The organism is Rhodococcus sp. WB1 (assembly GCF_001700945.1).
GTDB lineage: Bacteria > Actinomycetota > Actinomycetes > Mycobacteriales > Mycobacteriaceae > Rhodococcus > Rhodococcus aetherivorans.
Genome location: NZ_CP015529.1, coordinates 4179102 through 4204188, shown reverse-complemented (window position 1 = coordinate 4204188; position 25087 = coordinate 4179102). Strand labels below are relative to the sequence as shown.

The 25087-nt window shown below is 70.1% G+C and carries 19 protein-coding genes; 8 read left to right on the top strand and 11 right to left on the bottom strand.

Going from position 1 to position 25087, the window contains the following annotated elements:
* Positions 1–2 precede the first annotated feature (2 nt).
* A complete protein-coding gene (locus A4U64_RS18685; RefSeq protein WP_065922953.1) occupies positions 3–1574 on the bottom strand; it encodes an NCS1 family nucleobase:cation symporter-1 in 1572 nt (523 codons plus the stop codon).
* A 127-nt stretch (positions 1575–1701) separates the two neighbouring features.
* Entirely contained in the window at positions 1702–2442 is a 741-nt protein-coding gene (locus tag A4U64_RS18680) for a GntR family transcriptional regulator (RefSeq protein ID WP_029541731.1), read from the bottom strand.
* A 167-nt stretch (positions 2443–2609) separates the two neighbouring features.
* Here A4U64_RS18680 and A4U64_RS18675 point away from each other — a divergent pair, with 167 nt between their 5' ends.
* A complete protein-coding gene (locus A4U64_RS18675; protein ID WP_006946917.1) occupies positions 2610–3479 on the top strand; it encodes an oxidoreductase in 870 nt (289 codons plus the stop codon).
* A 64-nt stretch (positions 3480–3543) separates the two neighbouring features.
* Here A4U64_RS18675 and A4U64_RS18670 read toward each other — a convergent pair whose 3' ends face one another.
* The 4 genes from A4U64_RS18670 to gvpJ all read right to left on the bottom strand — a co-directional run bounded on the left by A4U64_RS18670 (position 3544) and on the right by gvpJ (position 7279).
* Positions 3544–4614 carry a potassium channel family protein gene (locus A4U64_RS18670; protein ID WP_006946916.1) on the bottom strand — a complete coding sequence of 357 codons (1071 nt, stop codon included), beginning with the start codon at positions 4612–4614 and terminating at the stop codon, positions 3544–3546.
* A gap of 96 nt (positions 4615–4710) precedes the next feature.
* Complete coding sequence (locus tag A4U64_RS18665) at positions 4711–5349, bottom strand: potassium channel family protein (protein WP_029541736.1); 639 nt, start codon at positions 5347–5349, stop codon at positions 4711–4713.
* Between the two features lie 19 nt (positions 5350–5368).
* Entirely contained in the window at positions 5369–6745 is a 1377-nt protein-coding gene (locus A4U64_RS18660) for a TrkH family potassium uptake protein (RefSeq protein WP_084648668.1), read from the bottom strand.
* A 114-nt stretch (positions 6746–6859) separates the two neighbouring features.
* A complete protein-coding gene (gene gvpJ, locus A4U64_RS18655; RefSeq protein ID WP_006946912.1) occupies positions 6860–7279 on the bottom strand; it encodes a gas vesicle protein GvpJ in 420 nt (139 codons plus the stop codon).
* A 395-nt stretch (positions 7280–7674) separates the two neighbouring features.
* Here gvpJ and A4U64_RS18650 point away from each other — a divergent pair, with 395 nt between their 5' ends.
* Positions 7675–9060 (top strand): wax ester/triacylglycerol synthase family O-acyltransferase, encoded by a 1386-nt coding sequence (locus A4U64_RS18650; RefSeq protein WP_043799852.1) that lies wholly within the window; start codon positions 7675–7677, stop codon positions 9058–9060.
* Here the strand turns inward: A4U64_RS18650 and A4U64_RS18645 are convergent.
* The 3 genes from A4U64_RS18645 to A4U64_RS18635 form a co-directional block, all read right to left on the bottom strand.
* Positions 9020–11335: a DEAD/DEAH box helicase gene (locus A4U64_RS18645; protein ID WP_006946907.1), complete on the bottom strand. Its 2316-nt coding sequence runs from the start codon at positions 11333–11335 to the stop codon at positions 9020–9022. The genes A4U64_RS18650 and A4U64_RS18645 overlap by 41 nt on opposite strands.
* Before the next feature lie 122 nt (positions 11336–11457).
* Positions 11458–11880 carry an organic hydroperoxide resistance protein gene (locus A4U64_RS18640; RefSeq protein WP_050034692.1) on the bottom strand — a complete coding sequence of 141 codons (423 nt, stop codon included), beginning with the start codon at positions 11878–11880 and terminating at the stop codon, positions 11458–11460.
* Positions 11877–12368: a MarR family winged helix-turn-helix transcriptional regulator gene (locus A4U64_RS18635; RefSeq protein ID WP_006946904.1), complete on the bottom strand. Its 492-nt coding sequence runs from the start codon at positions 12366–12368 to the stop codon at positions 11877–11879. The genes A4U64_RS18640 and A4U64_RS18635 overlap by 4 nt, the downstream gene beginning before the upstream one ends.
* Positions 12369–12517: 149 nt before the next feature.
* Between A4U64_RS18635 and A4U64_RS18630 the strand changes: the two genes are divergently transcribed.
* The 6 genes from A4U64_RS18630 to A4U64_RS18605 all read left to right on the top strand — a co-directional run bounded on the left by A4U64_RS18630 (position 12518) and on the right by A4U64_RS18605 (position 21714).
* A complete protein-coding gene (locus A4U64_RS18630; RefSeq protein ID WP_029541747.1) occupies positions 12518–14944 on the top strand; it encodes an ATP-dependent Clp protease ATP-binding subunit in 2427 nt (808 codons plus the stop codon).
* A gap of 319 nt (positions 14945–15263) precedes the next feature.
* Positions 15264–16259 (top strand): MCE family protein, encoded by a 996-nt coding sequence (locus tag A4U64_RS18625; RefSeq protein WP_006946898.1) that lies wholly within the window; start codon positions 15264–15266, stop codon positions 16257–16259.
* A gap of 364 nt (positions 16260–16623) precedes the next feature.
* A complete protein-coding gene (locus A4U64_RS18620; RefSeq protein WP_232334103.1) occupies positions 16624–17763 on the top strand; it encodes a type III polyketide synthase in 1140 nt (379 codons plus the stop codon).
* A 10-nt stretch (positions 17764–17773) separates the two neighbouring features.
* Positions 17774–18289 (top strand): isoprenylcysteine carboxyl methyltransferase family protein, encoded by a 516-nt coding sequence (locus A4U64_RS18615; protein ID WP_065922952.1) that lies wholly within the window; start codon positions 17774–17776, stop codon positions 18287–18289.
* On the top strand, positions 18282–19298 hold the full coding sequence (locus A4U64_RS18610) for an NAD(P)/FAD-dependent oxidoreductase (protein WP_029541754.1): 1017 nt from the start codon (positions 18282–18284) through the stop codon (positions 19296–19298). The genes A4U64_RS18615 and A4U64_RS18610 overlap by 8 nt, the downstream gene beginning before the upstream one ends.
* Positions 19299–19335: 37 nt before the next feature.
* Positions 19336–21714, top strand: coding sequence for an MMPL family transporter (locus tag A4U64_RS18605; protein WP_065922951.1), 2379 nt, complete (start codon positions 19336–19338; stop codon positions 21712–21714).
* Here the strand turns inward: A4U64_RS18605 and A4U64_RS18600 are convergent.
* Positions 21680–23077, bottom strand: coding sequence for a maltokinase N-terminal cap-like domain-containing protein (locus A4U64_RS18600; RefSeq protein WP_065922950.1), 1398 nt, complete (start codon positions 23075–23077; stop codon positions 21680–21682). The two genes, A4U64_RS18605 and A4U64_RS18600, sit on opposite strands and share 35 nt — an antisense overlap.
* A complete protein-coding gene (treS, locus tag A4U64_RS18595) occupies positions 23074–24912 on the bottom strand; it encodes a maltose alpha-D-glucosyltransferase (protein WP_006946891.1) in 1839 nt (612 codons plus the stop codon). Before treS ends, A4U64_RS18600 begins: the two co-directional genes overlap by 4 nt.
* Between the last annotated feature and the right edge of the window lie 175 nt (positions 24913–25087).

The following is a 25087-nucleotide window of genomic DNA, read 5'->3' as shown; positions in this document are numbered from 1 at the left end:
GATCAGCCCACGCTCACCGGTTCGGCGGAACCGTCGCCGACGCGGACCGCGAGGGCGGTGCGGGTGGCGAGGACGTAGTAGACGGCCAGGCCGAGGCCGCACCCGATGAACCAGCTGTACTGCGCGGCGGTGTACATGCCGGGCGCGGACTTGACCAGCACCGGGATCACCGCGACGGCGGCGCCGACGACGGTGGCGATCACCGCGGCGGGGTTGTAGCCCTTGCGGTACCAGTACGCGCCGCGCTCGGACATGGTGAACAGATCGTCGACGATCACCTTCTGCCTCCGCACCAGGTAGTAGTCCGCGATCAGGATGCCGAACAGCGGACCGATGAATGCGCCGAGCGTCTCGAGGGTGTAGTGGATGACATCGGGGTTGTTGTACAGGTTCCACGGGGTGATCAGCACCGAGCCGACGGCGGCGATCATTCCGCCGGCGCGCCAGCTGATCCGCTGGGGGCTGACGTTGGAGAAGTCGAAGGCGGGGGAGATGAAGTTGGCGACGATGTTGATGCCGATGGTGGCGACGGTGAACGTCAGGGCGCCGAGCACGATCGCGAAGGTCGAGTCGATGCGGGCGACCGTTTCGACGGGATCGGTGATCAGCTCGCCGTACACGGGCAGGGTCAGCGACGCGGTGATCACCACGAGTAGTGAGAACACCAGGAAGTTGACCGGCAGGCCGAGGAGGTTGCCTTTCTTCACCGCGGCGAAGGACTTTCCGTAGCGGGAGAAATCGCCGAAGTTCAGCATCGGTCCGGAGAAGTAGGACACCACCAGCGCAATCGCGCCCAGCATCACCGGAATCGCATCCAGGCCCGTGTAGGTCACCGAGCCGAGATTCAGATCGATTGCGCTCCAACCGGCCTGGGAGATCAGGTAGCCGCACAGCAGGAACATCACGACATAGACTGCGGGACCGCAGAAGTCGATGAACCTACGGATCGACTCCATGCCGCGCCAGAATACGCAGGCCTGCACGACCCAGAGGGTCAGGAAGCTGCCCCAGCCCAGGGCGGAGAGTCCGGCGAAGCCGTAGTCCTCCACCACCGCGTACGGGGCCAGCGACGGGAACAGCTTGATCAGCACCACATCGAGCGCCGCCGAGGCGAGGAACGTCTGGATTCCGTACCAGGCCACCGCGATCAGGCCGCGGATGATCGCGGGTATGTTCGCGCCGAGCACCCCGAAGACGCTGCGGCAGATCACCGGATAGGGCACGCCGGTCACCTGACTGGGCTTGGCGACGAGGTTGCAGAAGAAGTAGACGATCGTGATGCCGGCGAGCAGGGCCACCAGCACCTGCCAGCTGGCCAGGCCGAGGGCGAAGAGGCTGCCGGCGGTGACGTAGCCGCCGACGCTGTGCACGTCGGACATCCAGAACGCGAAGATGTTGTACGAGCCCCAGCTCTGCTTCTTCAGCGGGGCGAGGTCCTCGTTGGTGAGCCGCGGGTCGTAGTCCGGCTCGACCAGCCCGCCGCCGACGGGGTGGCCCGCCGCTTCGACGAGGTCGTCGGCGCCGAGCACGGCGCCGCGCGGCAGATCACGGCGGGGAGAGATCAATTCGGTCATGGGTACTCCTGGACGTCGACGACCGGCGGGGCGCCGATCGGTTCGGCACGGCGCAGGTCCGCGAGGAAGGCAGTGGACCCGGAATCTCAGCGACGGTGGTGAATTCCGATGAGGAGAACGGTAACGATCAGGTGTTGCCGGTGGGTTTCCCGATCGGTATATCTTCCGGGGTCAGCAACCCGGCGTCGGCGGGCAGCGTCGCGATCACGGAATCGAGCCGATGGTTGTGGGCGTCGGCGGCGGCGAGGAGCCCCGCCGTGTCCCGGGCCAGGAACGCGGTCAGCATCCGCTCGTGCTCGGCATGCAGAACCGTCCGCTGCACCGCGGACACGTGCACCATCGGTTGCACGGGTTCGGTGATGTTCCAAGCCGATTCGAGCATGTGCAGCAGCCGGTGCATGCGCGACGGGCCGGCCAGCGCCAGGTGGAACTCGCGGCTCTCGCGGTGGTAGGTGTGCGGATCGTCGTCGGCGACGGCGCGTTCGAGGCGTGCGTGGACCCATGCGGCGTGGGCGTGATCGGCTTCGGTGGCCAGCGCCACCGCCGCCGTCAGTGCTGCCGTCTCGAGGGTTTCCCGCACGAGATACATCTCGCGGAGTTCGGCGGCGGTCAGCCGGGCGACGGTGTATCCGTGGTTCCGCCGGTGGTCGACGAGTCCCTCGCCGATGAGGGTTTTCAGCGATTCTCGGATCGGGATGCGGCTGACGCCGAACAGTTCCGCCACCTCGGGTACCGGGATGGGGGTTCCCGGCGGGACGGCGCCGGAGAGGATGACGCGGCGCAGTTCGTCGAGGATGGCCTGCTGGGGACGGCCGGGGGTCCCGGATTCGAGCCGGTCGAGCAGTATCGACCTGCGACGTGGCGGCACGGGACCCCTCCTACTGCTCCCTTCGGAATTCCGGCGCGACGGGCGACGGAAGCGAGGCGACCCTATCGCCGGCCTGTTTCGGGAACGTGTCGGCGACGTGTCGGCGCCGGGCGGGTGGCCGAGCGGGTTCCTTTCCCGGATGTCCCGTTCCCCGTAGGGTGGCCGACATGACGGCTTGGACCACACGCGACATCCCGAAGCAGGACGGCCGCACCTTCGTGGTGACGGGCGCCAACAGCGGCCTGGGCGAGGTGGCGGCCCGCGCACTCGGGGCCGCGGGGGCGCGGGTGGTGCTGGCGTGCCGGAACGTGGCCAAGGGCGAGGCCGTGGCCCGGGAGATCGGGCCCAACGCGCGGGTGCGGCGCCTCGATCTGGCCGACCTGGCATCGGTGCGTGAATTCGCCGGGGGCGTCGACGAGGTCGACGTGCTGGTCAACAACGCCGGCGTGATGGCAGTACCGCTGCGCCGCACCGTCGACGGATTCGAGATGCAGATCGGAACCAATCACCTCGGCCACTTCGCCCTCACCGCCCTGCTGGGCGAGCGCGTCACCGACCGCGTGGTGACGATGTCGAGCGGCATGCACCGGATCGGTCGCATCGATCTCGACGACCTGAACTGGGAGCACCGTCGCTACGACCGGTGGCTGGCGTACGGGCAGTCGAAGCTGGCCAACCTGCTGTTCACCCACGAGCTGCAGCGCCGGCTCACCGAGCAGCAGTCCCCGGTCGTGGCGGTGGCCGCGCACCCGGGATACTCCTCGACGAACCTGCAGTCACACACCGAGTCGATCCAGGACGTGTTCCTGGGCGTGGCGAACCGGCTGGTGGGGCAGTCCCCGCAGACCGGAGCGCTGCCGCTGCTGTACGCGGCCACCGCGCCCGGCGTCGAGCCCGGCGGGTACTACGGTCCCGGTGGCCTGTTCGAGCTGCGGGGCGCCCCCGAGCGTGTCGAATCCAATTCGCGCTCGCACGACGAGGCTGTCGCCCGCGGACTCTGGGAGCTGTCGGCGCGGCTGTGCGCCCCGGCCGGATAGCGGAACCCGGGACGGCAACCGCACGGTCGGTCCGAGACGCCCCGGCCGGTCCGGGACGTTCCGATCAGTCCGAGACGCGCCGGAGGTAGAGCAGCCGGTCGCCGGCCTCCACCGCCTCGACCTCCGGGGACCCGACACGCAGCAGGCGGCCGTTGCGTTCGACGCCCAGGACGATGTCGGGGAGGTGCCGCGGTGAGCCGCCGACCTCGCCGGGTTCGACCTCGCGTTCGGCGATCGCGAAGCCTTCCTCCGGGGTGAGCAGGTCCTCGATCATTTCCACGACGTTCGGGGTGATGGTGGCGGCTCCGAGCAACCGGCCCGCCGTCTCGGAGGAGATCACCACCGTGTCGGCGCCCGACTGGCGGAGCAGATGGGTGTTCTCCGATTCGCGGATGGCCACGACGATCTTGGCGGCGGGGGCGAGTTCACGGGCGGTGAGGGTGACGAGCACCGCGGTGTCGTCGCGGTTGGCGGCGACGACGATCGAGTCGCAGTGCGGCACCCCGGCCAGGCGCAGCACGTCGGACTTGGTCGCCGAGCCCTGGACGGTGACCAAGCCCTGGCCGCTGGCGGCGTCGAGCACCACGGGGTCGGTGTCGACGACGACGATGTCCGAGGGCGCGGCGCCGTCGCCGAGCATCGCCTCGACCGCGGTGCGGCCCTTGGTGCCGTAGCCGGCGACGACGGTGTGGTTGCGCACGCGGTGTCGCCAGCGTTGGATGCGGAAGGTTTGGCGGGAGCTCTCGGTCAGGGCGGAGAGGGTGGTGCCGACCAGGATGATGAGGAAGAAGATCCGCAGCGGGGTGATGACCAGGACGTTGACGAGGCGGGCCTGCGGTGTGATGGGGGTGATGTCGCCGTAGCCGGTGGTCGAGAGCGACACCGTCGCGTAGTAGAGGCAGTCCAGCAACGACAGTTCGTTGTCCTGGGCGTCGGAGTAGCCGTCGCGGTCGAGGTAGACGACGAGCACCACCAGGGCCAGGGCGATCAGGGCGTATCCGATCCGGCGCACGATCGCCCGGCCCGGGCTGGTCTGTAGCTGCGGCACCCGCAGGATGCCCACCAGCGCGAAGTCGGGTCGCTCGGTCAGGGCGTCGGAACGGCTGAACCGGGTCCTCAGCGTGCTACCGGGCACGACCGGTGCCGTTCGGTGCCGCGGCCGGGTGGGGGTCCGGTCGCTCCTGGTGCGCTGTCGGTGACATCGTCTGCAGCCTACGTCGTTCCGGTGCTGTCAGGTGAGTTCGCTGAATCGTTCGGTGTTCCGGACCCGCCCGGAGACGATGATGGTGTCCCCGGGGGCGAGGACGGTGTCGGCGGTGGCGTAGGTGAAGTCCTCGCCGGGACGTTTGATCGCCACGACGGTCACGCCGAAGTCGGAGCGGACGGCGGTGTCGCCGAGGCGCCGGCCGATCGCGAACGCCGGCGGGGTCGTCTTGACCATCGCGAAGCCGTCGTCGAACTCGATGTAGTCGATCATCCGGCCGCGCACCAGGTGGGCGACCCGCTTGCCCATGTCGTGCTCCGGCCGGACGACGTGGTGCACCCCGATCTGGGTGAGGATCTTCGCGTGCGCGTTGCTGATCGCCTTGGCCCAGATGTTGTGCACGCCCAGGTTGATCAGGGCGGAGGCGGTGAGCAGGCTGGCCTCGAGATCGGAACCGATTCCCACGACGGCGCGGCCGTACTCGTGCACCGACAGTTGCCGCAGCGATTCCTCGTCGGTGGTGTCGGCGACCACGGCGTGGGTCAGGCGGTGGGCGACCTTCTGCACCACGGCGTCGCTGGAGTCGATGCCGAGGACCTCGGTGCCCTGGCTCATCAGCTCGAGCGCGAGCGACTTGCCGAACCGCCCGAGCCCGAGCACGACCACCACGTCGGCGGCGGATTTCCTAGCCAATGAAGGGCCTTTCTTCCGGGAGTTCGTAGCGCCGGCCGCGATCGCGGGCGGCGAGAGCGCTCACGAGGGTGATCGATCCGATGCGGCCCAGATACATCAGGAGCACCAGGATCAGCTGCCCCCAGACGGGCAGCTGGGCCGTGATCCCGGTGGACAGGCCGACGGTGGCGAACGCGGAGGTGACCTCGAACAACAGGACGTTGAGGTCGAACGAGGTCCCCGCCAACAGGGCGATGGTCGGCACCATCACCAGGGCGACACCGATCAGGGCCACCGACAACGCCTGACGCTGGACCCGGGTGTCGATGCGCCGGTCGAAGACGCTCACCGAGCGCTCGCCGCGGGCCTCGGCGAGGATGACGAACAGCAGAAGGACGAAGGTGGTGACCTTGATTCCGCCGGCGGTGCCGCCGCTGCCGCCGCCGATGAACATGAGCACGTCCGTCACCAGGAGGGTGGCCGGGTCCATCTGGGCGTAGTCGACGCTGTTGAAGCCGGCGGTGCGGGGCATCACGCCCTGGAACGCGGCGACGAGCAGCTTCTGGCCGAAGTGGTAGTGCTGCAGGGTGCGGGTCCACTCGAGCACCAGCACCAGCACCGGTCCCACCACCAACAGCACCGCGGTGACGGTCACGGTCAGGCGGGTGTGCAGGCTCCAGCGGTGGCTGCGGCCGCGCAGGTGCCGGGTCACTTCGAACAGGACCGGGAACCCGATGCCGCCCAGGATCACCGCGAGCATCAGCGGCACGCAGATCCACGGATCGTCGGCGAAGCCGATGATGTTGTCGCTGTAGAGCGCGAAGCCGGCGTTGTTGAACGCCGAGACGGAATGGAACACTCCCAGCCACACCGCACGCAGGGGCGGCTCCTCGTAGCCGAGCGCAAACCGCAGGGCGAGCGCCACCGCGGTGACCGACTCGATGAACACGCTCATCCGCACGACGCCGACGACGACCGAGCGGACGTCGCCGAGCCCCGACGCACGCACCTCGGCCGCGGTATTCAATCGGGCCTTGAGGCCGATCCGGTTCGCGAGCAGCAGGCCGACGAGCGAGGCCATGGTCATGATCCCGAACCCGCCGGCCTGGATCAGGGCCAGGATGATGCCCTGGCCGAAGCCGGACCAGTGCGTGGGCGTGTCGACGACGACCAGGCCCGTCAGGCACATCGCCGAGGTCGCGGTGAACAGGGCGTCGACGAGGGAGGTCGCGGTACCGGGCAGGCTCGCCGCGGGCGTGAGGAGCAGGAGCGTGCCGACGGCGATCGCGGCGGCGAAGCTCAGCGCCACGACCCGGACAGGAGTGAGCGTCGCCCGCGCCGCCATGCGCCGCAGCAGGGACGGCGCGAACGCACCGGTGCGTGTCCTCACCCGGAGGAGACTAGACCCGCTCCGGGCCGCCGGGGAACCGGACGGCGGTGGCCGGAGTTCGGACCCATGCCGTGACGGCGGCGGGTGCGGGCCGCCGATCGGCGGAGGTGAACGTCACCGGTCTCTGCTGCGGGATCGGCGTGGCGCCGGCTCCCGTTCGTCCTCGTTGCCGGCGAGCAGGCCACGGACCCGTTCGCCGGCGGAGTCCAGTGCGCCCTTCGTCTTGTGCTCGGCGGCCTTCTCGACGACGTTCCCGGCCACGCCGCCGACGACGTCCGTCAGGCCCTTCGGCTCGGTCGTGGAGATCTCGAGCCTGTTGACTGCCTCGGCGAAACGCAGGTAGGTGTCGACGCTCGCCACCACGACCCGTGCGTCGATCGTGATGATCTCGATGCCCACGAGCGAGACGCGGACGAATGCGTCGATGACGAGTCCCTTGTCGAGGATGGTGTCGATGACGTCGGCGAGGCCGGACGAGTTCGGCCGTGCCATCGTGCCGCCGCCCCCACCTCCGCCTGCGGATTGGATGGTCATGGTCCGCGCTCCTGTCGCTCCAACGGTCCGCGAGCCGCCGCGCCGCGCGGGAGACCTCTCGTGGGGCGGTGCCCGTGTAAGGGCTATAGCCACGCGCTCCCGAGTCGAAACACGCCCGCGCGGAGAAATACGGGCGGGACCAGCTCCAAAGACATACCGTGCGACCGGTTTGTTGCTATCGTCGCTTCGGGCCGCGATCCCGGCAGGGAGGTCACTCCGCCTGGCATGCGAGCGGGGAGTCCCGGCCCCCTACGTCTCCGCGTCGTCCGGGACTGGACGAGGGGTAGTCCCCGCGGCGCGGAGACGTCACACCATTTCCGCGCGTCGCGGGCACGTCCCTGCGGAGATGGCCGGGTTACCGCACGCGCGGGCTGTTTCGGCGCCACGATGGGGGAATGCAGGTGATGAGCCTTCCCGAGGCGCTGTTCGTGCTGCTCGAAACCTCGTCGCGTCCACTGCACCTCGGGGCTCTCGCGTTGTTCGAGCCCCCGCCGGATGCCGGGGACGACCATGCCCGTCGCATGTACGAGACCCTGCTCGCCCACGACGAGGTGGCGGATGCGCTGCGCCGGCGTCCGGTGCGGACGCTGCGCGGGGCCGGCTACCCGTGGTGGTCGCGTCCCGAGGACGTCGACCTGCGGTTTCACGTACGTCACACCGCCGTGCCCGGATCCGGTTCGATGGCCGACCTGCTGGCCCTCGTCTCCCGGATCCACGGCTCCCCGCTCGACCCGCTCCACCCGATGTGGGAGGTGTACGTCATCGAGGGACTCGAGGACGGGCGCACCGCGATGTACGCGAAGATCCACCTGTCCCTCGCCGACGGCCCGGCCGGCCTGCGCCTGCTGCACCGGAGCATGTCCACCGACCCCGGCGCCCGCGACTGCCCCGCGCCGTGGAGCCCGGAGGTGGTGGCCCCCCGGGCTCGGCTGTCGCCCCTTCCCACCTCGTGGCTGCGCGCCGGGCTCCGGGTCGGCGCGGAGGTGTTCGCGATGACCCCGGAGATCGGCAGGCTGGTCACGGAGGGCGTGCGCCGGCACCAGGTGGCGCTGCCGTGGCAGACGCCGCCCACGATGTTCAACGTCGCAGTGGGGCGGGGCCGGACCCTCGCGGCGCGCTCCTGGCCGATCGAGCGGCTCCACTCGGTTGCGACGTCGGCGGACACCACGATCGACGCGGTCGTGCTGACGATGTGCGCCGGCGGCCTGCGCGCGTATCTGTCCGAGCGGTACGCGCTCCCGGAGGCACCGCTGACCGCGATGCTCCCGGTGCCGATGAACCTCGGTGGCGCCGCGGTCGGTCCCGGCGGCCGCGAACCCGGCGTCGGAGCGATGGTGATCGGCCTGGCCACCGACGAACCCGATCCCGCGGTGCGGCTCGCCCGGATCGCCGACTCGCTCGTCCACACCGACCGGGTGGTCACCGCGCTGAGCGGAACCCAGTTCCTGATGCTCAGCGCGTTGTCGCTGAGCCCGCTCGCGCTCGAGCCGGTGCGGCGGTTCGTCGACGAGATCCCGCCGCCGTTCAACGTGCTGATCTCCTACCTGCCGGGACCTTCCCGCACCCGGTACTGGAACGGTGCGCGGCTGACCGGCATCTACCCCGTGCCGGCCGTGCTGAACGGGCAGGCACTGAGCATCACCCTCACCGGGAACGACGGCCGGCTCGATCTCGGGGTGGTCGGCGACCGCCACGCGGTGCCCGCCCTCGACCGGCTGGTCGAGCTCCTCGAGGGCGCGCTCACCGAACTGGAGAGCGCTGTGGGTACCCGGCCGCGGTGAAGCCGGCCGGCTCCACCGGGCACTCGCCCCTGCCGATCTGCCCGAGCAGGTCGAGGGTGCGCAGGTAGCGCCGGACGAGATCGCCCGCCGACAGATCCGACTCCGCCGCCTCGCGCAGGGCCGCGGACACGCCGTCGCCACGGGCCCACCGGTGGATCGCGCGCATCGCCACCGGATCCGGTTCGGGGCCCGCGGGCAGGCCGTGCCGGCGCTCCGCGTCGGACAGTTCCCGCCACAGCCGGACCGTCGCGCGGTACGCGGCGTCGACACCGGCCGTGGGGGCTCCGCCGCCGGGCGCCGGCCGTCGCGATTCGCCGAGCACACTCGACACGACGGCGGCCAGCTCGGCCGGATCGAGGCCCGCCCACACGCCGGTTCTCAGGCACTCGGCAACGAGAAGGTCGCTGCCGCAATAAATCCGGCCCAGCATCCGGCCGTGGTCGGTGGCCACCGCCTCGCCGGTGTACGGGTCGGACAGGATGTACCCGCGTTCGTCGAGCAGCCCGAGGACACGGTCGAACGTCTCCACGAGCCGGCCGGTGGCGGCGGCGACCTGCCCGCGCAGCACCTCGGTGTCGGCGGCCAGCGCGCGACGGCGCTCGGCGACGGTGATCAGGCGTTCCCGATCGGCGTGCCGGTGCCCGGGGTGCGAACGCACGGCCCGCGCGAGAGCGGTCACCGCGTCGGCGGTGCCGCTGGTGCGCGCCGCGGCCAGCCGCTCGCGCAACTGCTGGTACTCGGCGAAACCCTCGGCGTCCCCGAGTTCGTCGTCGAGCCGGTGGAGCGTCGCCGCGTTCGTCGTCGCCGCGGTGGCCAGCGCGGCCACCGAATGCTCCGCCTGGAACTGGGCGAAGGACCGGCCGAGCAGGTCCCGGGCTCCGGCGACGCCGAGCCGGTCGACGAGGTTGACAGCGGTGTTGTAGCCCACCCGCAGGGAGCTGTTCAGCGGGTAGGTGCGGGTGGAGGCGAGCCCCGCGACGGTGGCCGGCTGCACCTCCGGGCTCCACAGCACGACCGCGTGGCCCTCCCGATCGATGCCGCGACGGCCGGCCCGTCCCGTCAACTGGGTGTACTCGCCGGCGGTGAGGCGGACCGGCCCGGCGGTGGTGTGCTTGACGAGGCGTTCGAGCACGACTGTCCGTGCGGGCATGTTGACGCCCACGGCGAGGGTCTCCGTGGCGAAGACGATCCGGACGAGGCCGAGGCCGAACAGCTCCTCCACGGCGTGCCGGAATACCGGCACCATGCCCGCGTGATGGGCGGCGAAGCCGCGTTCGAGTCCGTCGAGCCAGTCGGCGAATCCGAGCGCGTCGAGGTCGGCGGGGGAGAGGCCGGCGGTGTGCCGGTCGACGATGCGGCGGATGCGGGTGACGTCGGCGGCCTCGGTGAGCCGCAGCGACGAGCGCAGGCATTCGGCGACGGCCTCGTCGCAGCCGCTGCGGCTGAAGCGGAACCAGATCGCCGGCAGCAGCGACTCGGCCTCGAGCCGCGCGACGAGCTCGGGCCGGTCGACGCCGGCCGGGCCGGGCGTGGCCGTGCGGCGGCGCCGGCGACGCGACGGGACGGCGGGGGCGGCGTCGACGAGCTGGCGATGCGCGACGTACCGCACGAGGTTCTCGTCGATCGCACCGGTGGTGGGGGAGAACAGGTCGAACAGCCGGCCCCCGGCGAGCACGTGCTGGTGCAGCGGAACCGGCCGGGTCTCCTCGACGACGACGGTGGTCGCGCCGCGGACCCGGCCCAGCCAGGCACCGAACTCCTCGGCGTTGCTGACCGTCGCGGACAGGCTCACCAGGCGCACGGTGCCGGGTAGATAGAGGATGGCCTCCTCCCACACCGCGCCGCGCTCGCGGTCGGCGAGGTAGTGGACCTCGTCCATCACGACGTGGGTGAGCCCGTCGAGCAGGGGCGAGCGGCCGTGCAGCATGCTGCGCAGCACCTCGGTCGTCATGACGACCACGGGTGCGTGCGGGTCGACCGAGACGTCTCCGGTGAGCAGGCCGACCCGCTCGTCCCCGAGTTGCGCGGCGAGGTCGGCGTGCTTCTGGTTGCTCAGGGCCTTGATGGGCGTCGTGTAGAAGCACTTGCCGCCGGCGGCGAGCGCCAGGTGCACCGCGAACTCGCCGACGATCGTCTTGCCGGCGCCGGTGGGGGCACAGACGAGCACGTCCCGGCCCTCGTCGAGAGCGCGACAGGCGCGGACCTGGAAGTCGTCGAGCGTGAAGCCGAGTCCCGCGGTGAACTGCGCGAGCCGCGGCCCGTCCTGCCTGCACACGCAATCCACGCTACGCGTGCCTGGGGACGGACCGCGGCGAGCCGCGCGAGAGTGACCGCGGCGAGCCGCGCGAGAGTGACCGCGGCGAGCCGCGCGAGAGTGACCGCGGCGAGCCGCGCGGGTCAGTCCTCGGTGACCTCGAGGTCGACCTCGATGTTGCCGCGGGTGGCGTTCGAGTACGGGCACACCTGGTGGGCCTTCTCGGTCAGTTCGAGGGCTTGTGCGCGCGGCACGTGGGGCAGCGACACCTCGAGCGTGACCTTCAGGCCGAAGCCGCCGCCGTCGGTGCGGCCGATGCCGACGCGTGCTCCGACCGCCGAGTCGGCGACGTCGGCCTTGTCCTGCCGGGCGACGAGCTGCAGCGCCGAGTGGAAGCAGGCGGCGTATCCCGCGGCGAAGAGCTGCTCGGGATTGGTGCCCTCGCCGGTGCCGCCCATTTCGGTGGGGATGGCGAGGCCCAGGTCGAGCTTGCCGTCGGAGGTCCGGGCGCGGCCGTTGCGACCCTCTCCGGTGGCGAGTGCTTCGGCGGTGTAGAGCACGTTCATGGCTTCTCCTGTGGGGTGGCGGGATGGGGATCGGGTGTTTCGGGGCGGTGCAGCGCCTCGGTCATGCGGTGGAGCGTGTCGCGAAGGGCGGCCAGCTCGTCGGCCGCGAGGCCGCTCGCGCGGGCCATGCGCGCGGGGATGTCCTCGGCGCGGGCGCGCAGCTCGCGCCCGGCCTCGGTGAGGTGGATCTGCACGCGGCGCTCGTCGCTGCTCTGCCGCCGGCGTTCGAGCAGTCCGGCGCTCTCGAGCCGCTTGAGGAGCGGGGAGAGGGTGCCGGTGTCGAGGTCGAGGGCGTCGCACAGGTCGCGGACGCCGCGGCCGCTGTGGTCCCCGCGGCTTTCCTGTTCCCACAGGGCCAGGAGTACGAGGTACTGCGGGTAGGTGACGCCGAGCCGGTCGAGCATGCCGCGGTAGGCGGCGGTGGTGGCCCGGGAGGCGGAGTAGAGCGCGAAGCAGACCTGCCGGTCGAGCGCGAGATCGTCGGACACGAGAAATAAAGTAGCGCACCGCTATGTTGTGCACAACTGAAATTCGGGCCTCAAGGATATGGCGCACATCACACCATCTGTGGAATTGACAGGGGACCCGACACGTTAGTTGAGTGAGAAAGACTCAAGTCCGAGAGAGAGGCTTCGGAATGCCGGCATTCTTCGGGCCTGGTGGCCCTGGGCGTATCGACATCACCCGCTACCTGAGCCGTGGCACCCAGGAACTCATGGCCGCTGCGGCCCGATTCGCCGCCGAACGCGGCGACACGGACCTCGACGCGCTCCACGTCCTGCACGTGATGGCGGAACAGGACCCGGTCCGGTCGGTCATGACCCGCGCCGGGGCCGATCCCGCCGAGGTCCTGGCCGCGGTGGAGCAACGGCTCCCGCAGGAACAGACCCGCACCGCGGTCACCGCTCCCGCCCTCACCGGCGCGATCAAGACGGTGCTGCTCGAGGCGCACCAGCTCACGCGCGCCCTCGGCGCGACCTACATCGAACCCCAGCACCTGTTCGTGGCCCTCGCCGCCGACCAGGAACACGGGGTCGGAGGGCTGCTCGTCTCGGCCGGGATCACCGCTCAGTCGCTCCAGGCCGCCCTGCAGCCCGCCGCGCCCGCCGAGGCGGCGCAGGAGCAGTCCGCCACCCCCACCCTGGACAAGTACGGCGTAGACCTGACCGAGCGTGCCCGCGGCGGCGGCATCGACCCCGTCATCGGCCGTGCCGACGAGATCGAGCAGACCGTCGAGATCCTCTCCCGCCGCACCAAGAACAACCCGGTTCTGGTCGGTGAGGCCGGTGTCGGCAAGACCGCGATCGTCGAGGGTCTGGCCCAGCGCGTCGTCGACGGCGACGTCCCGGACAGCCTGCGCGGCAAGCGGATCGTGCAGCTCGACCTGACCGGTATGGTCGCCGGCACCCGGTACCGCGGCGACTTCGAGGAGCGGCTGACCAAGGTGCTCGACGAGATCGCCGCGCACTCGGACGAGCTGATCGTCTTCGTCGACGAGATCCACACCGTCGTCGGCGCGGGCGGCGGCAACGAAGGCGCGATGGATGCCGGCAACATTCTCAAGCCCAAGCTCGCCCGCGGGGAACTGCACATCGTCGGCGCCACCACGCTCGACGAGTACCGCAAGCACATCGAGAAGGATCCGGCGCTCGAGCGCCGCTTCCAGCCGGTCACCGTCGGCGAACCCGGCCACGACGACGCGGTCGCGATCCTGCGCGGCCTGCGGGACCGCTACGCCGAACACCACGGTGTGCGGTACACCGACGACGCGCTCGACGCCGCCGTGGACCTGTCGGTGCGGTACCTGCCGGACCGGCACCTGCCCGACAAGGCGATCGACCTGATCGACCAGGCCGGTGCCCGGCTGCGGCTGCGCTCACCGCGCGTCGACGAGAAGGCGTTGCGCGAGCAGCTGGCCCGGCTCGAGGCCGACAAGGACCGGGCCGTCGCGGCGGAACGCTACGAGCAGGCCTCGCGACTGCGCGACCAGATCACCGAGGTGCAGGCCCGTCTCGATGCCGGCGCCCCCGCCGGTGCCGAGGTGCCCGAGGTGACCGCGGAACTGATCGCCGAGGTCGTCTCCCGCGCCACCGGCATCCCGGCGACGCGGATGACCCAGGCGGAGAAGGAGCGGCTGCGCGGCCTCGAGGACGAACTGCACCGGCGCGTCGTCGGGCAGGACGAGGCCGTCCGGGCCGTGGCCCGGGCCGTGCGGCGCAGCCGCGCCGGCATGAGCGATCCGCATCGGCCGGTCGGCAGCTTCCTGTTCCTGGGTCCCACCGGCGTCGGCAAGACCGAGCTGGCGAAGGCGCTGGCGGAGGTGCTGTTCGGCGACGAACGCAAGATGCTGCGGGTGGACATGAGCGAGTTCGGCGAGCGGCACACCGTCAGCCGCCTCGTGGGGGCGCCCCCGGGCTACGTCGGCTACGGCGAGGCGGGTCAGCTCACCGAGCAGGTGCGGCGCAACCCGTACTCGGTCGTGCTGCTCGACGAGATCGAGAAGGCGCACCCGGACGTGTTCAACACCCTGCTGCAGGTGCTCGACGACGGCCGGCTCACCGACGGCCAGGGCCGCACGGTCGACTTCACCAACACCGTGGTGATCATGACCAGCAACCTCGGCTCGGACATCATCTCGAGCCGCGGCGGGGCGCTGGGCTTCAGCACCGGGGACGCCGAGGCGGCCGAGAAGCCGCTGCGGGACCGGGTGATGGGTCGTCTGCGCGAGTCGATGCGGCCGGAGTTCCTCAATCGCATCGACGAGATCGTGATCTTCCGCAGGCTCGACACCGAGCAGCTGCACCGGATCACCGACCTGCTGTTGGACGACAGCCGCAAGCGACTGCACGCCAAGGGAATCGAGATCGAGTTCACCGAGGCCGCCGTCGACTGGATTGCCGAGCACGGCCACCAGCCGGAGTTCGGGGCGCGGCCGTTGCGCCGGTCCATCCAGCGCGCCGTGGACGACCGCATCGCCGACCTGCTGCTCGACGACGTGCTCGTCGAGGGTGGGCAGGTCCGAGTCGACGTCGCCGACGACGAACTGGACCTGATGGTGCGCTGACGCTGCCACCGACGCGCAGGCACGCGGGGCGGTGACCGGAACCGGTCACCGCCCCGCGTGCTGTGCAACGGGTCCGCGGGTCGTCGTCGAGCCCGGCTCCGACCGGGCGTCGGCGACGCGGCCCTGTTCCACCGGCCCCTGCGGCATTTGTCCGTTGTCCGGGCGCGCAACTTGTCACCCGCAGTGACAGTGATCACACTGACTGGGCAGCGGTCTGCGATCCCGTGCGGGCCCGGGGTCGCAACGAAGGAGCCGCCCAGGTGGATGTGCAGCAGGGGGAGACGCGGATCGCGGTCGACGAGGAGGAGTTGCAGACGCCATGGCCGAACCTCGCAGCCCGGCCGCGGTGGGGGCCCTCGCCATCCTCGTGATGCTGTTGGCGACGCTGGCGGTCTTCTCCTTCGATTCGCTACCGCTCCTGGGAGCCGGCGCCCTCTACCGTGCCGAGTTCACCGAAGCAGCGGGCCTGAGACCTGGCAACGAAGTCCGGATCGCCGGTGTCAAGGTCGGCAAGGTCATGTCGGTCGAACTCGAAGGCGACCACGTCGAGGTGACGTTCGGAGCCAAGGACGCGTGGATCGGTGACAACACCTCCGCCTCCATACAGATCAAGACGATCCTGGGGCAGAAGTACCTGGCCCTCGACCCCCGTGGCTCCGAGGTCCTGAATCCGCGGGAGGTGATCCCACGCGACCGCACCACGTCTCCCTACGACGTGCTCGAGGCCTTCTCGGCGGCGGCACAGACCATCGGGGAGATCGACTCCACCCAACTCGCCCAGAGCCTGACGGTGTTGTCCCAGGCATTCGACAACACCTCCGACGACATCCGCGCCTCCCTCGACGGCGTCACCCGACTCTCACAGACCATCGCGAGCCGCGACCGAGAATTGCGCAGACTGCTCGACGCGACCGAGCACACCACAGGGGTGCTGGCCGACCGCAATGCCGAATTCACTCAACTGATCACCGACGCCGGACTGCTCATCGGGGAACTGAACAGCCGGCAGCAGGCGATCTCCCAGCTGCTCACCGGAACCCAGCGCCTGTCCCGGCAACTGACCGGACTCGTGCGCGACAACGAAGCCACCATCGGACCGGCACTCGAACAACTCCGCGGCGTCGTGCAGATCCTCGACGCCCGCAACGACGACCTGAACCGGGCGCTGGAGCTGTACTACCCCTTCATCCGCATGTACACGAACATCATCGGCAACGGGCGCTGGTTCGAGGGAGTCATCGTGAATCTCACCCCGCCCGGGTTGCCGGATATTTCGGCGCCGCGCAGTCCCATTCGCACGATGGAAGGCAATTGACCGGCAGACGTCGCATGAGGCCGCAGCGCAGACAGGTCACGCCGCTTCGCCCGCACCGCCACCGGCCCACCTCCGCTCGCCGACACGGGACTGCACATCCGAGCAGTTGCACCGGCATCCCCAACCGAGAGATGATCGTTCGGTCCGGCGCCCACGTCCCATAGCGGCCGCACGCTCCGAAGACGTGGCCCCGGCGGCGGGACGCCGTTCCGGGTTCCGAACCGGACGTCCCCGCGCTCCCGGCTCTCACCCCAGGGTCACACTTCTCACCCCTAGGGTGGCTATCGAGGCTCCCGATCCCGGACAAGTGTCGAGCTGGGTAAGTGGCGCGGCGCCACAAGCCGCGCGATGCGAGGAGTCACTCATGAGCATCGTCAACCTGCAGGCAGACCCCCGGGCCGCTCCGGGGCAGCGCTCCACACCGAAACCCCTCGTCGAGGGGACGACGCTGGCGGGGGTGTGCGGCGTCGTACCACCGCACCGTTACGCTCAGGCCGAGCTCACCAAGATGTTCGCCGACTACTGCCTCGGCGAGGACGGCGACATCAGGTTGCTGCAGCGGCTGCACGCCAATGCCGAGGTCCGGACGCGGCACCTGGTGCGCCCGCTCGAGCGCTATCCGGAGCTGCACGACTTCGACGATTGCAACAACACGTTCATCGAAGGTGCGATCGAGTTGGGTGCGGCCGCCGTGACCGGCGCGCTCGCCCAGTCCGGGATTCGACCCGACGAGGTGGACTTGATCATGTCCACCACGGTCACCGGTGTCGCCGCCCCGTCGATGGAGGCCCGGATCGCGTATCGGGTCGGGCTGCGACCCGACGTCAAACGGGTGCCGATCTTCGGGCTCGGGTGCGTTGCCGGTGCGGCGGGAACAGCGCGTCTGTACGACTATCTGCTCGGGCACCCCGACGACGTGGCCGTCCTGCTGTCCGTGGAACTGTGTTCGCTGACGGTGCAGCGCAACGATCACTCCATCGCCAATCTCGTGGCGACCGGGCTGTTCGGCGACGGTGCGGCAGCGGTGGCGGCCGTCGGTGCCCGGCGCGCCGAACGGACCCGGGCGCGCGGGCCCCGGGTGATCGCGTCGCGCAGCCACCTGTACCCGGACACCGAGCGGACCATGGGGTGGGATGTGGGGTCGAGCGGCCTGAAGATCGTCCTCGATGCCCAGGTGCCCGCCGTGATCGAAAAGTACCTCGGTGCGGACGTCCGCTCGTTCCTGGCCGAACACGGATTGCGGACGGACGACATCACCGCCTGGGTCTGCCATCCGGGAGGGCCGAGGGTGATCCGCGCGGTCGAGTCCGTGCTCGGTCTGTCGTCGCAGGCGTTGGAGATGACCCGCCGGTCGCTGGCCGCGGTGGGGAACCTGTCCTCGTCGTCGGTCCTGCACGTGCTGCGGGACACGCTCGAACAGCGCCCCCCGGAACCGGGCACTCCGGGGCTCATGATGGCCATGGGGCCGGGGTTCTGCTCCGAACTCGTCCTCCTCGAGTGGTAGCGCGGACGCCATGTTCTATCTCCTGCTCGTCGCCGCGGTCGCCACGGAGCGGCTCGCCGAGCTGGTGGTGTCCCGGCGGAACCTGGCGTGGAGCATGGAGCGCGGGGGCCGGGAGAGCGGCCGCGGACACTATCCGGTGATGGCGTCACTGCACGCGGGGCTGCTGGCCGGATGCCTGATCGAGACGTTCGGCGTCGGCCGCCGGTACGTGCCGGCTCTCGGCCGGCCGATGCTGGCACTCGTCCTGGCGTCGCAGTGCCTGAGATGGTGGTGCATCCTCACCCTCGGACACCGCTGGAACACCCGCATCGTGATCGTGCCCGGATTGCCCCTGATCCGCCGTGGGCCGTACCGCCGGCTCCGGCACCCCAACTACGTGGCCGTCGTCGCCGAGGGTGCGGCACTGCCGCTCGTCCACTCCGCGTGGGTGACCGCGGTGACCTTCACTGCGCTCGATGCCGTGGTACTTCGGGTGCGGATCCGCGCCGAGAACGCCGCCCTGCGCGAACTGGTGCGCGATGCATGACCTGATCGTCGTCGGCGCCGGCCCCGCCGGGCTGGCCACGGCCCTGTATTCCGCCCGGGCCGGCCTCGATACGGTCGTGATCGAGTCGAGGCCGTCGCCGATCGACAAGGCCTGCGGGGAGGGTCTGATGCCGGGCGCGGTCGCCTGCCTGCGCGAACTCGGTGTGCCGGTCGACGGACATCCCCTCCGGGGGATCCGGTACACGGACGGGCACTGCCGGGCCGAGGCCGTCTTCCGCGACGGCCACGGCTTGGGGGTGCGCCGCACCGATCTGCAGGCAGCATTGCAGTCCGAGGTCGTGACGCGAGGTGTTCCGGTGCTGCAGCGCCGGGTCTCCGAGATCACGCAGGATGCCCGGTGCGTGACGGCCGCAGGCGCCACGGCGCGGTACCTCGTCGCGGCCGACGGGCTGCACTCCGCCATCCGACGGCAGCTGGGCCTGGACCGCCCACCGTCCGGTCACCACAGGTGGGGGTTACGCCGGCACTTCGAGGTGGCCCCATGGACCGACTTCGTGGAAGTGCATTGGGCCCGCGACCGCGAGGCCTACGTCACCCCGGTCGGTCCCCGCCTCGTCGGCGTGGCGCTGCTCTCCGCTACCCGCGGGTCGTTCGCCCGGCAGCTGGCCGAATTCCCCGCCCTTGCCCAGCGGCTCCCCGACACCGCGGCGACCGCCGTCCGGGGGGCGGGACCGATGCGTCAGGACGCCAGGGCCCGCGTCGCGGGCCGTGTGCTGCTCGTCGGCGACGCGGCCGGATACGTGGACGCGATCACCGGCGAAGGCATCGACGTCGCTCTGAAATGCGCACGCGCCCTTGTGCAGTGCCTCGAATGCGGGCAACCGGCACGCTACGAACGGGCATGGTCGCGGGCGTCGCGGCGCTCACGCCTGCTGACCTCCTCCCTGCTGTGGGCGCGTCGGCAACCCCGCCTCGGCCCTGTCATCGTGCCGCTGGCTGCGCGGTCACCACGCCTGTTCGCTGCCGCCGTCCATCAGGTCGCACGATGACGATGTCGACGTCCCCGACCCGGCCTCCGCCACGGCCATGACCCGCTGGGCCGCACTTCTTCTCGCACGCCGGTGGCTCGTGCTGATCGTGACCGTCACCGCGCTGGTGCTCGGCGGCGCATGGGGGCTGGGGGTCTTCCCCCATCTGAGGTTCGAGGGCTTCCTCGACGACGGGAGCGAAGCCGCGCACGTCACGCACCAGGTCGAGGAGCACCTCGGCCGCCGGGAGCCGGACATCGTCGCCATCTACACCGCCCCACCCGGGCAGAGCATCGACGACATCGGACCCGAGGTGGCCGGGCACCTCGCCGCTCTCGATCGCACCCGGGTCGAGCGCGTCGACACCTACTGGACGGTGCCCGTGGTCGAGAAACCGTACTTGCGCTCCGCCGATGGCACCCGAGCGCTCGCGACGGTGACCCTGCAGCATTCCGGGTCGGGTGATCGGCCGCCGTACCACGATCTGCTGTCCGTGCTGCAGGTTCCCGGAGTCGACACCCAGCTGACCGGCAAGACCGTGGTCGACGATTCGTTCAACACGCAACTGAAGACCGACCTCGTCGTCGCCGAGTCGGTGTCGCTTCCGCTGACCCTGATTCTGCTGGTGATGATCTTCGGCGGACTGACCGCCGCGGCGGTGCCGGTTCTCGTCGCCGCGCTGTCGGTGCTCAGCGCGCTCGGGACGCTTCGGCTGCTGACCATGTTCACCGCGGTCAATGCCTTTGCCCTCAACGTCACCTCCCTTCTGTGTCTCGGTCTGGCCATCGATTACGGACTGTTCATCGTCAGTCGGTTCCGGGAAGAACTCCGCTCCGGCGCCTCGCCGAACGACGCGGTCCGGCGGACCGTTCTCACCGCGGGCCGCACCGTGTGCTTTTCCGCGCTGCTGCTCGTATGTGCCTTCGCCGGAATGCTCGTCTTTCCCCAGGAGGTGATCCGGTCGCTGGGTTTGGGCGCCATCTCGGCCGCCCTCAGCGCGGCCCTGCTGTCCTTGACCGCCGTGCCCGCGGCCCTGGCCGTTCTGGGTGCCCGGATCAACAGTCTGACCTGGCGCCGCGGGGCGGTCGAGCGCGGCGAGGTGCGAGCCCACCGATTCTGGGGAGCCGTCGCCGACCGGGTGATGCGCCATCCGCTGCGCGTCGCAGTCCCGATCATCCTCGTGCTGGTGGTGTTCGCGGCCCCGGTCGTTCTGACGCGGTTCGGCTCGATCAGCTACACCTCGCTGCCGCCCGGCAATCCGGTTCGCGCGGCCACCGAACAGCTGGTCCAGGAATTTCGGTCACCTGGTGGCGACATCACCGTCCTGGTGCACGGAACAGCCGGCTCGCCCCCGCCCCTGCATGCGAGCCTCGGGTTCGTGGCACAGGCCGATGCCGTCGACGGGGTCACCGGTGCGCAGCCCATCGCCACGACCTCGGATTTCACCGTCATCTCCGCGGCGGTGACCGACCGATCGGACGTCGAGCGCGCGAACGCGGCCGTCGCAGCACTGCGTGAGCTGGCGCCGCCGGCAGGAACCCGGATCGAGGTCGGCGGACCGTTCGCCCTCGAGGCCGACAACAATCACGCGATCACCGAGGCGCTGCCCACCATGATCGCCGTCATGGTGGGTGCGACACTGCTGCTGCTGTTCCTGGCCTTCGGCACGGTGGTGCTGCCGGTCAAGGCGGTCGCCATGGCGGGACTGAGCCTCGGGGCGACCTTCGGGCTGCTGACCTGGATCTTCCAGGAAGGACACGGCGCCGGTCTCATCGGTGTGGCTCCGGAGCCCGTCCAGCCCACCCTGGTCGTGTTGATCCTCGCCGTCGTGTTCGGCCTGTCGACCGATTACGAGATCTTCCTGATGTCGCGGATGGTCGAAGCGCATGCTGCGGGGGCGTCGACCGAGACGGCGGTGCACACCGGTACCGCCCTCACCGGTCGTGTCGTCACCTGCGCCGCGCTGATACTCGGTACGGTCACCGCGGCCTTCGCGCTCTCCCCGATGACGATCATGCGGTTCATCGGACTGGGAATGATCTTCGCCCTCGTCATCGACGCCACGCTGGTCCGCATGCTGCTGGTTCCCTCACTGATCAAGCTGATGGGCGACGCGAACTGGTGGGCGCCGGCACCCCTGGCACGCCTGCACCGACGCATCATGCACGGATGGTCCGAGGGCCGGGGCCCGCGCCACCGGGCCACCGCGGGAGGCCGGTCGACACCCGCCGCGGGCCGGCACCGGTCCTCCGTGGACCTGCGCCGACCACGCCGGAAAGGGTCCTCCCCGGACCGGGGGGCGGCCGCGATCGACCCGGTCCACCGGCCGCATCGGGGCGGACTCGACGACCCGGCACCCTCGGGTGAGGATCCCCTGGCGGATACCACCGACGGCCACAGCCCTACGTCGCCTGCACCAGCCGACGGATCGCGTTGAGCGGCAGCCGGATCCACTGTGGCCGGTGGCGGGCCTCGTAGACCACCTCGTAAACGGCCTTGTCCAGTTCGTACGCGCGCAGCAGCGCGGCCGACTCGCGCGGATCCGGGCCGGACGCGCCCGCATAGCCGTCGCAGAACGCGGCGGAGTTGCGCTGCGCCCATTCCTGCGCCCGGAACTCGCGTTGCGCGGCGGCGGCCTCCGACGTCGCATCGTGCAGGGAGTGGTGGGCCGCGTAGTCGAACGAGCGGAGCATCCCCGCCACGTCGCGCAGGGCGCTGTCCGGTTCCCGCCGTTCGTCGAGGGACTTGGCGGGCTCGCCCTCGAAATCGATGAGCAGCCAGTGTTCCGGGGTGCGCAGCACCTGCCCGAGGTGCAGGTCCCCGTGGACCCGCTGCACCGTGGTCGTGCCGGTGGCCGCCGCCTCCGCCAACCGCTCCCGCACCGCCGGGGCGAATTCCGCCAGTTCCGGTACGACGGCACCGGCCGCGTCCAGGCGGCGCAGCATGCCGTCGACGATCTCGCCGACGGGTCGTTGCGACGTCCCGAGGGACTGCGCCAGCAGCGCGTGCACCTCGGCCACGGCCGCGCCCATCCGCTGCGATTCGCCGGCGAAGTCCGTGCCCACCTCGTCCGCCCGCAGGTCGGCCTCGAGCAGCAGGTCCCGCACGCTGCCCAGAGCCATCGACCAGCCGTCGGCGGAGTTGGCCGCGAAGTCCTGCACCATCGCCAGCGTCGTGCGCACGCCGCCGATCTCGGCGTCGATCCACGCGCGCACGGGGGCGACCGACCGGCAGCCCGCCTCGCCGAGCGCGAGGTGCAGTTCCACGTCGGGGTTGACGCCCGGAGTGATCCGGCGGAAGAGCTTGAGCAGCAACTGCTCGCCCAGCACGACGGAGGTGTTGGACTGCTCGGCGCTGAGCGCCCGCCCGCGCAGTCCCTCCTCGATGACCGTGCCGGGCACGGTGTGCAGCTCGACCGGGCCGTACACCTGCCCGGTGGCGATCGAGTGCGCGTACAGGTCGATGATCTCCTGGTCGCGCAGGCCGTCGTAGGCGTGGGGGCGGTCGTCGCCGCTCCCGTCGGGCCGCGGCAGCGCCCAGGGTGCCAGCTCGTCGGGCAGGTGCGGGCGATACCCGAGCGGCACCTGGTAGATCTGCTCGGCGTCGGATTCGAACTCGACGGTCACCAGCAGGTGGTCCGCTCCGAACGCGGGGGTGTCGGTGAGCGGTTCCCGCAGCATGATCCGGACGGCGGCGACGGTTCTGCCCTTGGCGGCGAACCAACGCTGGTGGGGAAGCCACTCGGCCAGCAGGGCCTCGAGCTCCGCATCGGAGTAGTGCTGCACGTTCGGATCCCTCATGGCTGCACCGCCGCCTCGGCTTCGCTGCTCACCGGATGTTCGCCGACGCCTTCCCTCGTCGGATCGGGCTGCAGCGCGAACCAATAGAAACCGTGACCGGGCAGGGTGATCATGTACCCCTCCTCCGTGATCGGTGGGAACGGGACGGAACCGGTGAGCTCCACCGGAATCCACCCTGCGAACCGGGACAGGTCCAGGATGACGGCCTGGGGATACCGGGACAGGTTGTTCACACACAGGATGACGTCGCTGTAGTTGCGGTCCGGGCCGAGCGGCATCTCCCGCAGGTACGACAGGACGGCCGGGTTGGCGCTGCCCAATTCGGTGAAGGCGGCCTTGCCGAACGCCGGATGCTGCTTGCGGACCTGGATCATCCGGCGCGTCCAGTGCAGCAGCGTGTTCGTCGAGTTCATCTGCCGCTCGACGTTCACGGACTGGTAGCCGTAGGTCGGATCCATGATCGTCGGCAGGTACAGCCGCGCGGGGTCCGCCCGCGAGAAGCCCGCGTTGCGGTCGGGTGTCCACTGCATCGGCGTGCGCACGGCGTCGCGGTCGCCGAGCCAGATGTTGTCGCCCATCCCGATCTCGTCGCCGTAGTAGAGCACCGGCGAGCCGGGCAGGCTCAACAGCAGAGCCGTGAACAGCTCGAGCTGGTTGCGGTCGTTCTCGAGCAGCGGGGCCAGCCGGCGCCGGATGCCGATGTTCGCCCGCATCCGCGGGTCGGTGACGTACTCGGCATACATGTAGTCACGTTCTTCGTCCGTGACCATCTCGAGGGTCAGCTCGTCGTGGTTGCGCAGGAAGATGCCCCACTGCGCACTGCTCGGAATCGGCGGTGTCTGGGCGAGGATCTCGGAGATGGGGAACCGGTTCTGGCGCCGCACCGCCATGAAGATGCGCGGCATGAGCGGGAAGTGGAACGCCATGTGGCATTCGTCGCCGACCTCCGGCTCGCCGAAGTACTCCACCACGTCGCTGGGCCACTGGTTCGCCTCCGCCAGCAGCACCCGGCCCGGATACTCCGCGTCGATCACCGCGCGGCACTTCTTCAGGAACGCGTGTGTCTCGGGCAGGTTCTCGCAGTTGGTGCCCTCGCGTTCGAACAGATAGGGCACCGCGTCCAGCCGGAACCCGTCGATCCCCAGGTCGAGCCAGAAGCGCAGGACGTCGATCATCGCGTCCTGCACCTCGGGATTGTCGTAGTTCAGGTCCGGCTGGTGCGAGAAGAACCGGTGCCAGTAGTACTGCTTGCGCACCGGATCCCACGTCCAGTTGGAGGATTCGGTGTCGACGAAGATGATGCGCGCATCCGGGTAGCGCTCGTCGGTGTCGGACCACACGTAGAAGTCGCCGTACGGGCCGTCCGGGTCCGTACGCGACTCCTGGAACCACGCGTGCGTGTCGGACGTGTGGTTCATGACCAGGTCGGTGATCACGCGGATACCGCGCTTGTGCGCCTCGTCGAGGAACGTGACGAAGTCGTCGACGGTGCCGAACTCCGGGAGCACCGCCCGGAAGTCCCGGATGTCGTACCCGCCGTCGCGCAGCGGGGAGTCGTAGAACGGTGGCAGCCAGATACAGTCGGCGCCCAGCCAGGCGATGTAGTCGAGCTTCTCGGTCAGCCCGCGCAGATCACCCGTCCCGTCGTGGTTCGAGTCGTTGAAGGCGCGCACCAGGACCTCGTAGAACACCGCGGTCTTGAACCAGTCGGGATCCACCGCGAGGTTTCTGGCATGGGAGAAGTCCTCGGACTGGGCCTCGACGAGATGGCCGTCGGCTGTGTGTTCCGGTTCGTTCGACCGGTCCCTGGACTCGTGTGAACCTTCGAGCGGCATAACACCTCGGCGATCGTCTCGGCGGTACGGGCAGTGTTCTCGGTTCGTTCCGATCGTAGGGGGGTCGGCGCCGTCGCGCTGGCAATGCGGACTCGCCCCGGGCCCCCGATGTGCACCCCCGCGGGGGCTCGGGTAGGGTGTCCGTCATGCAGCGTGCATATTTCTGGTTTAGCAG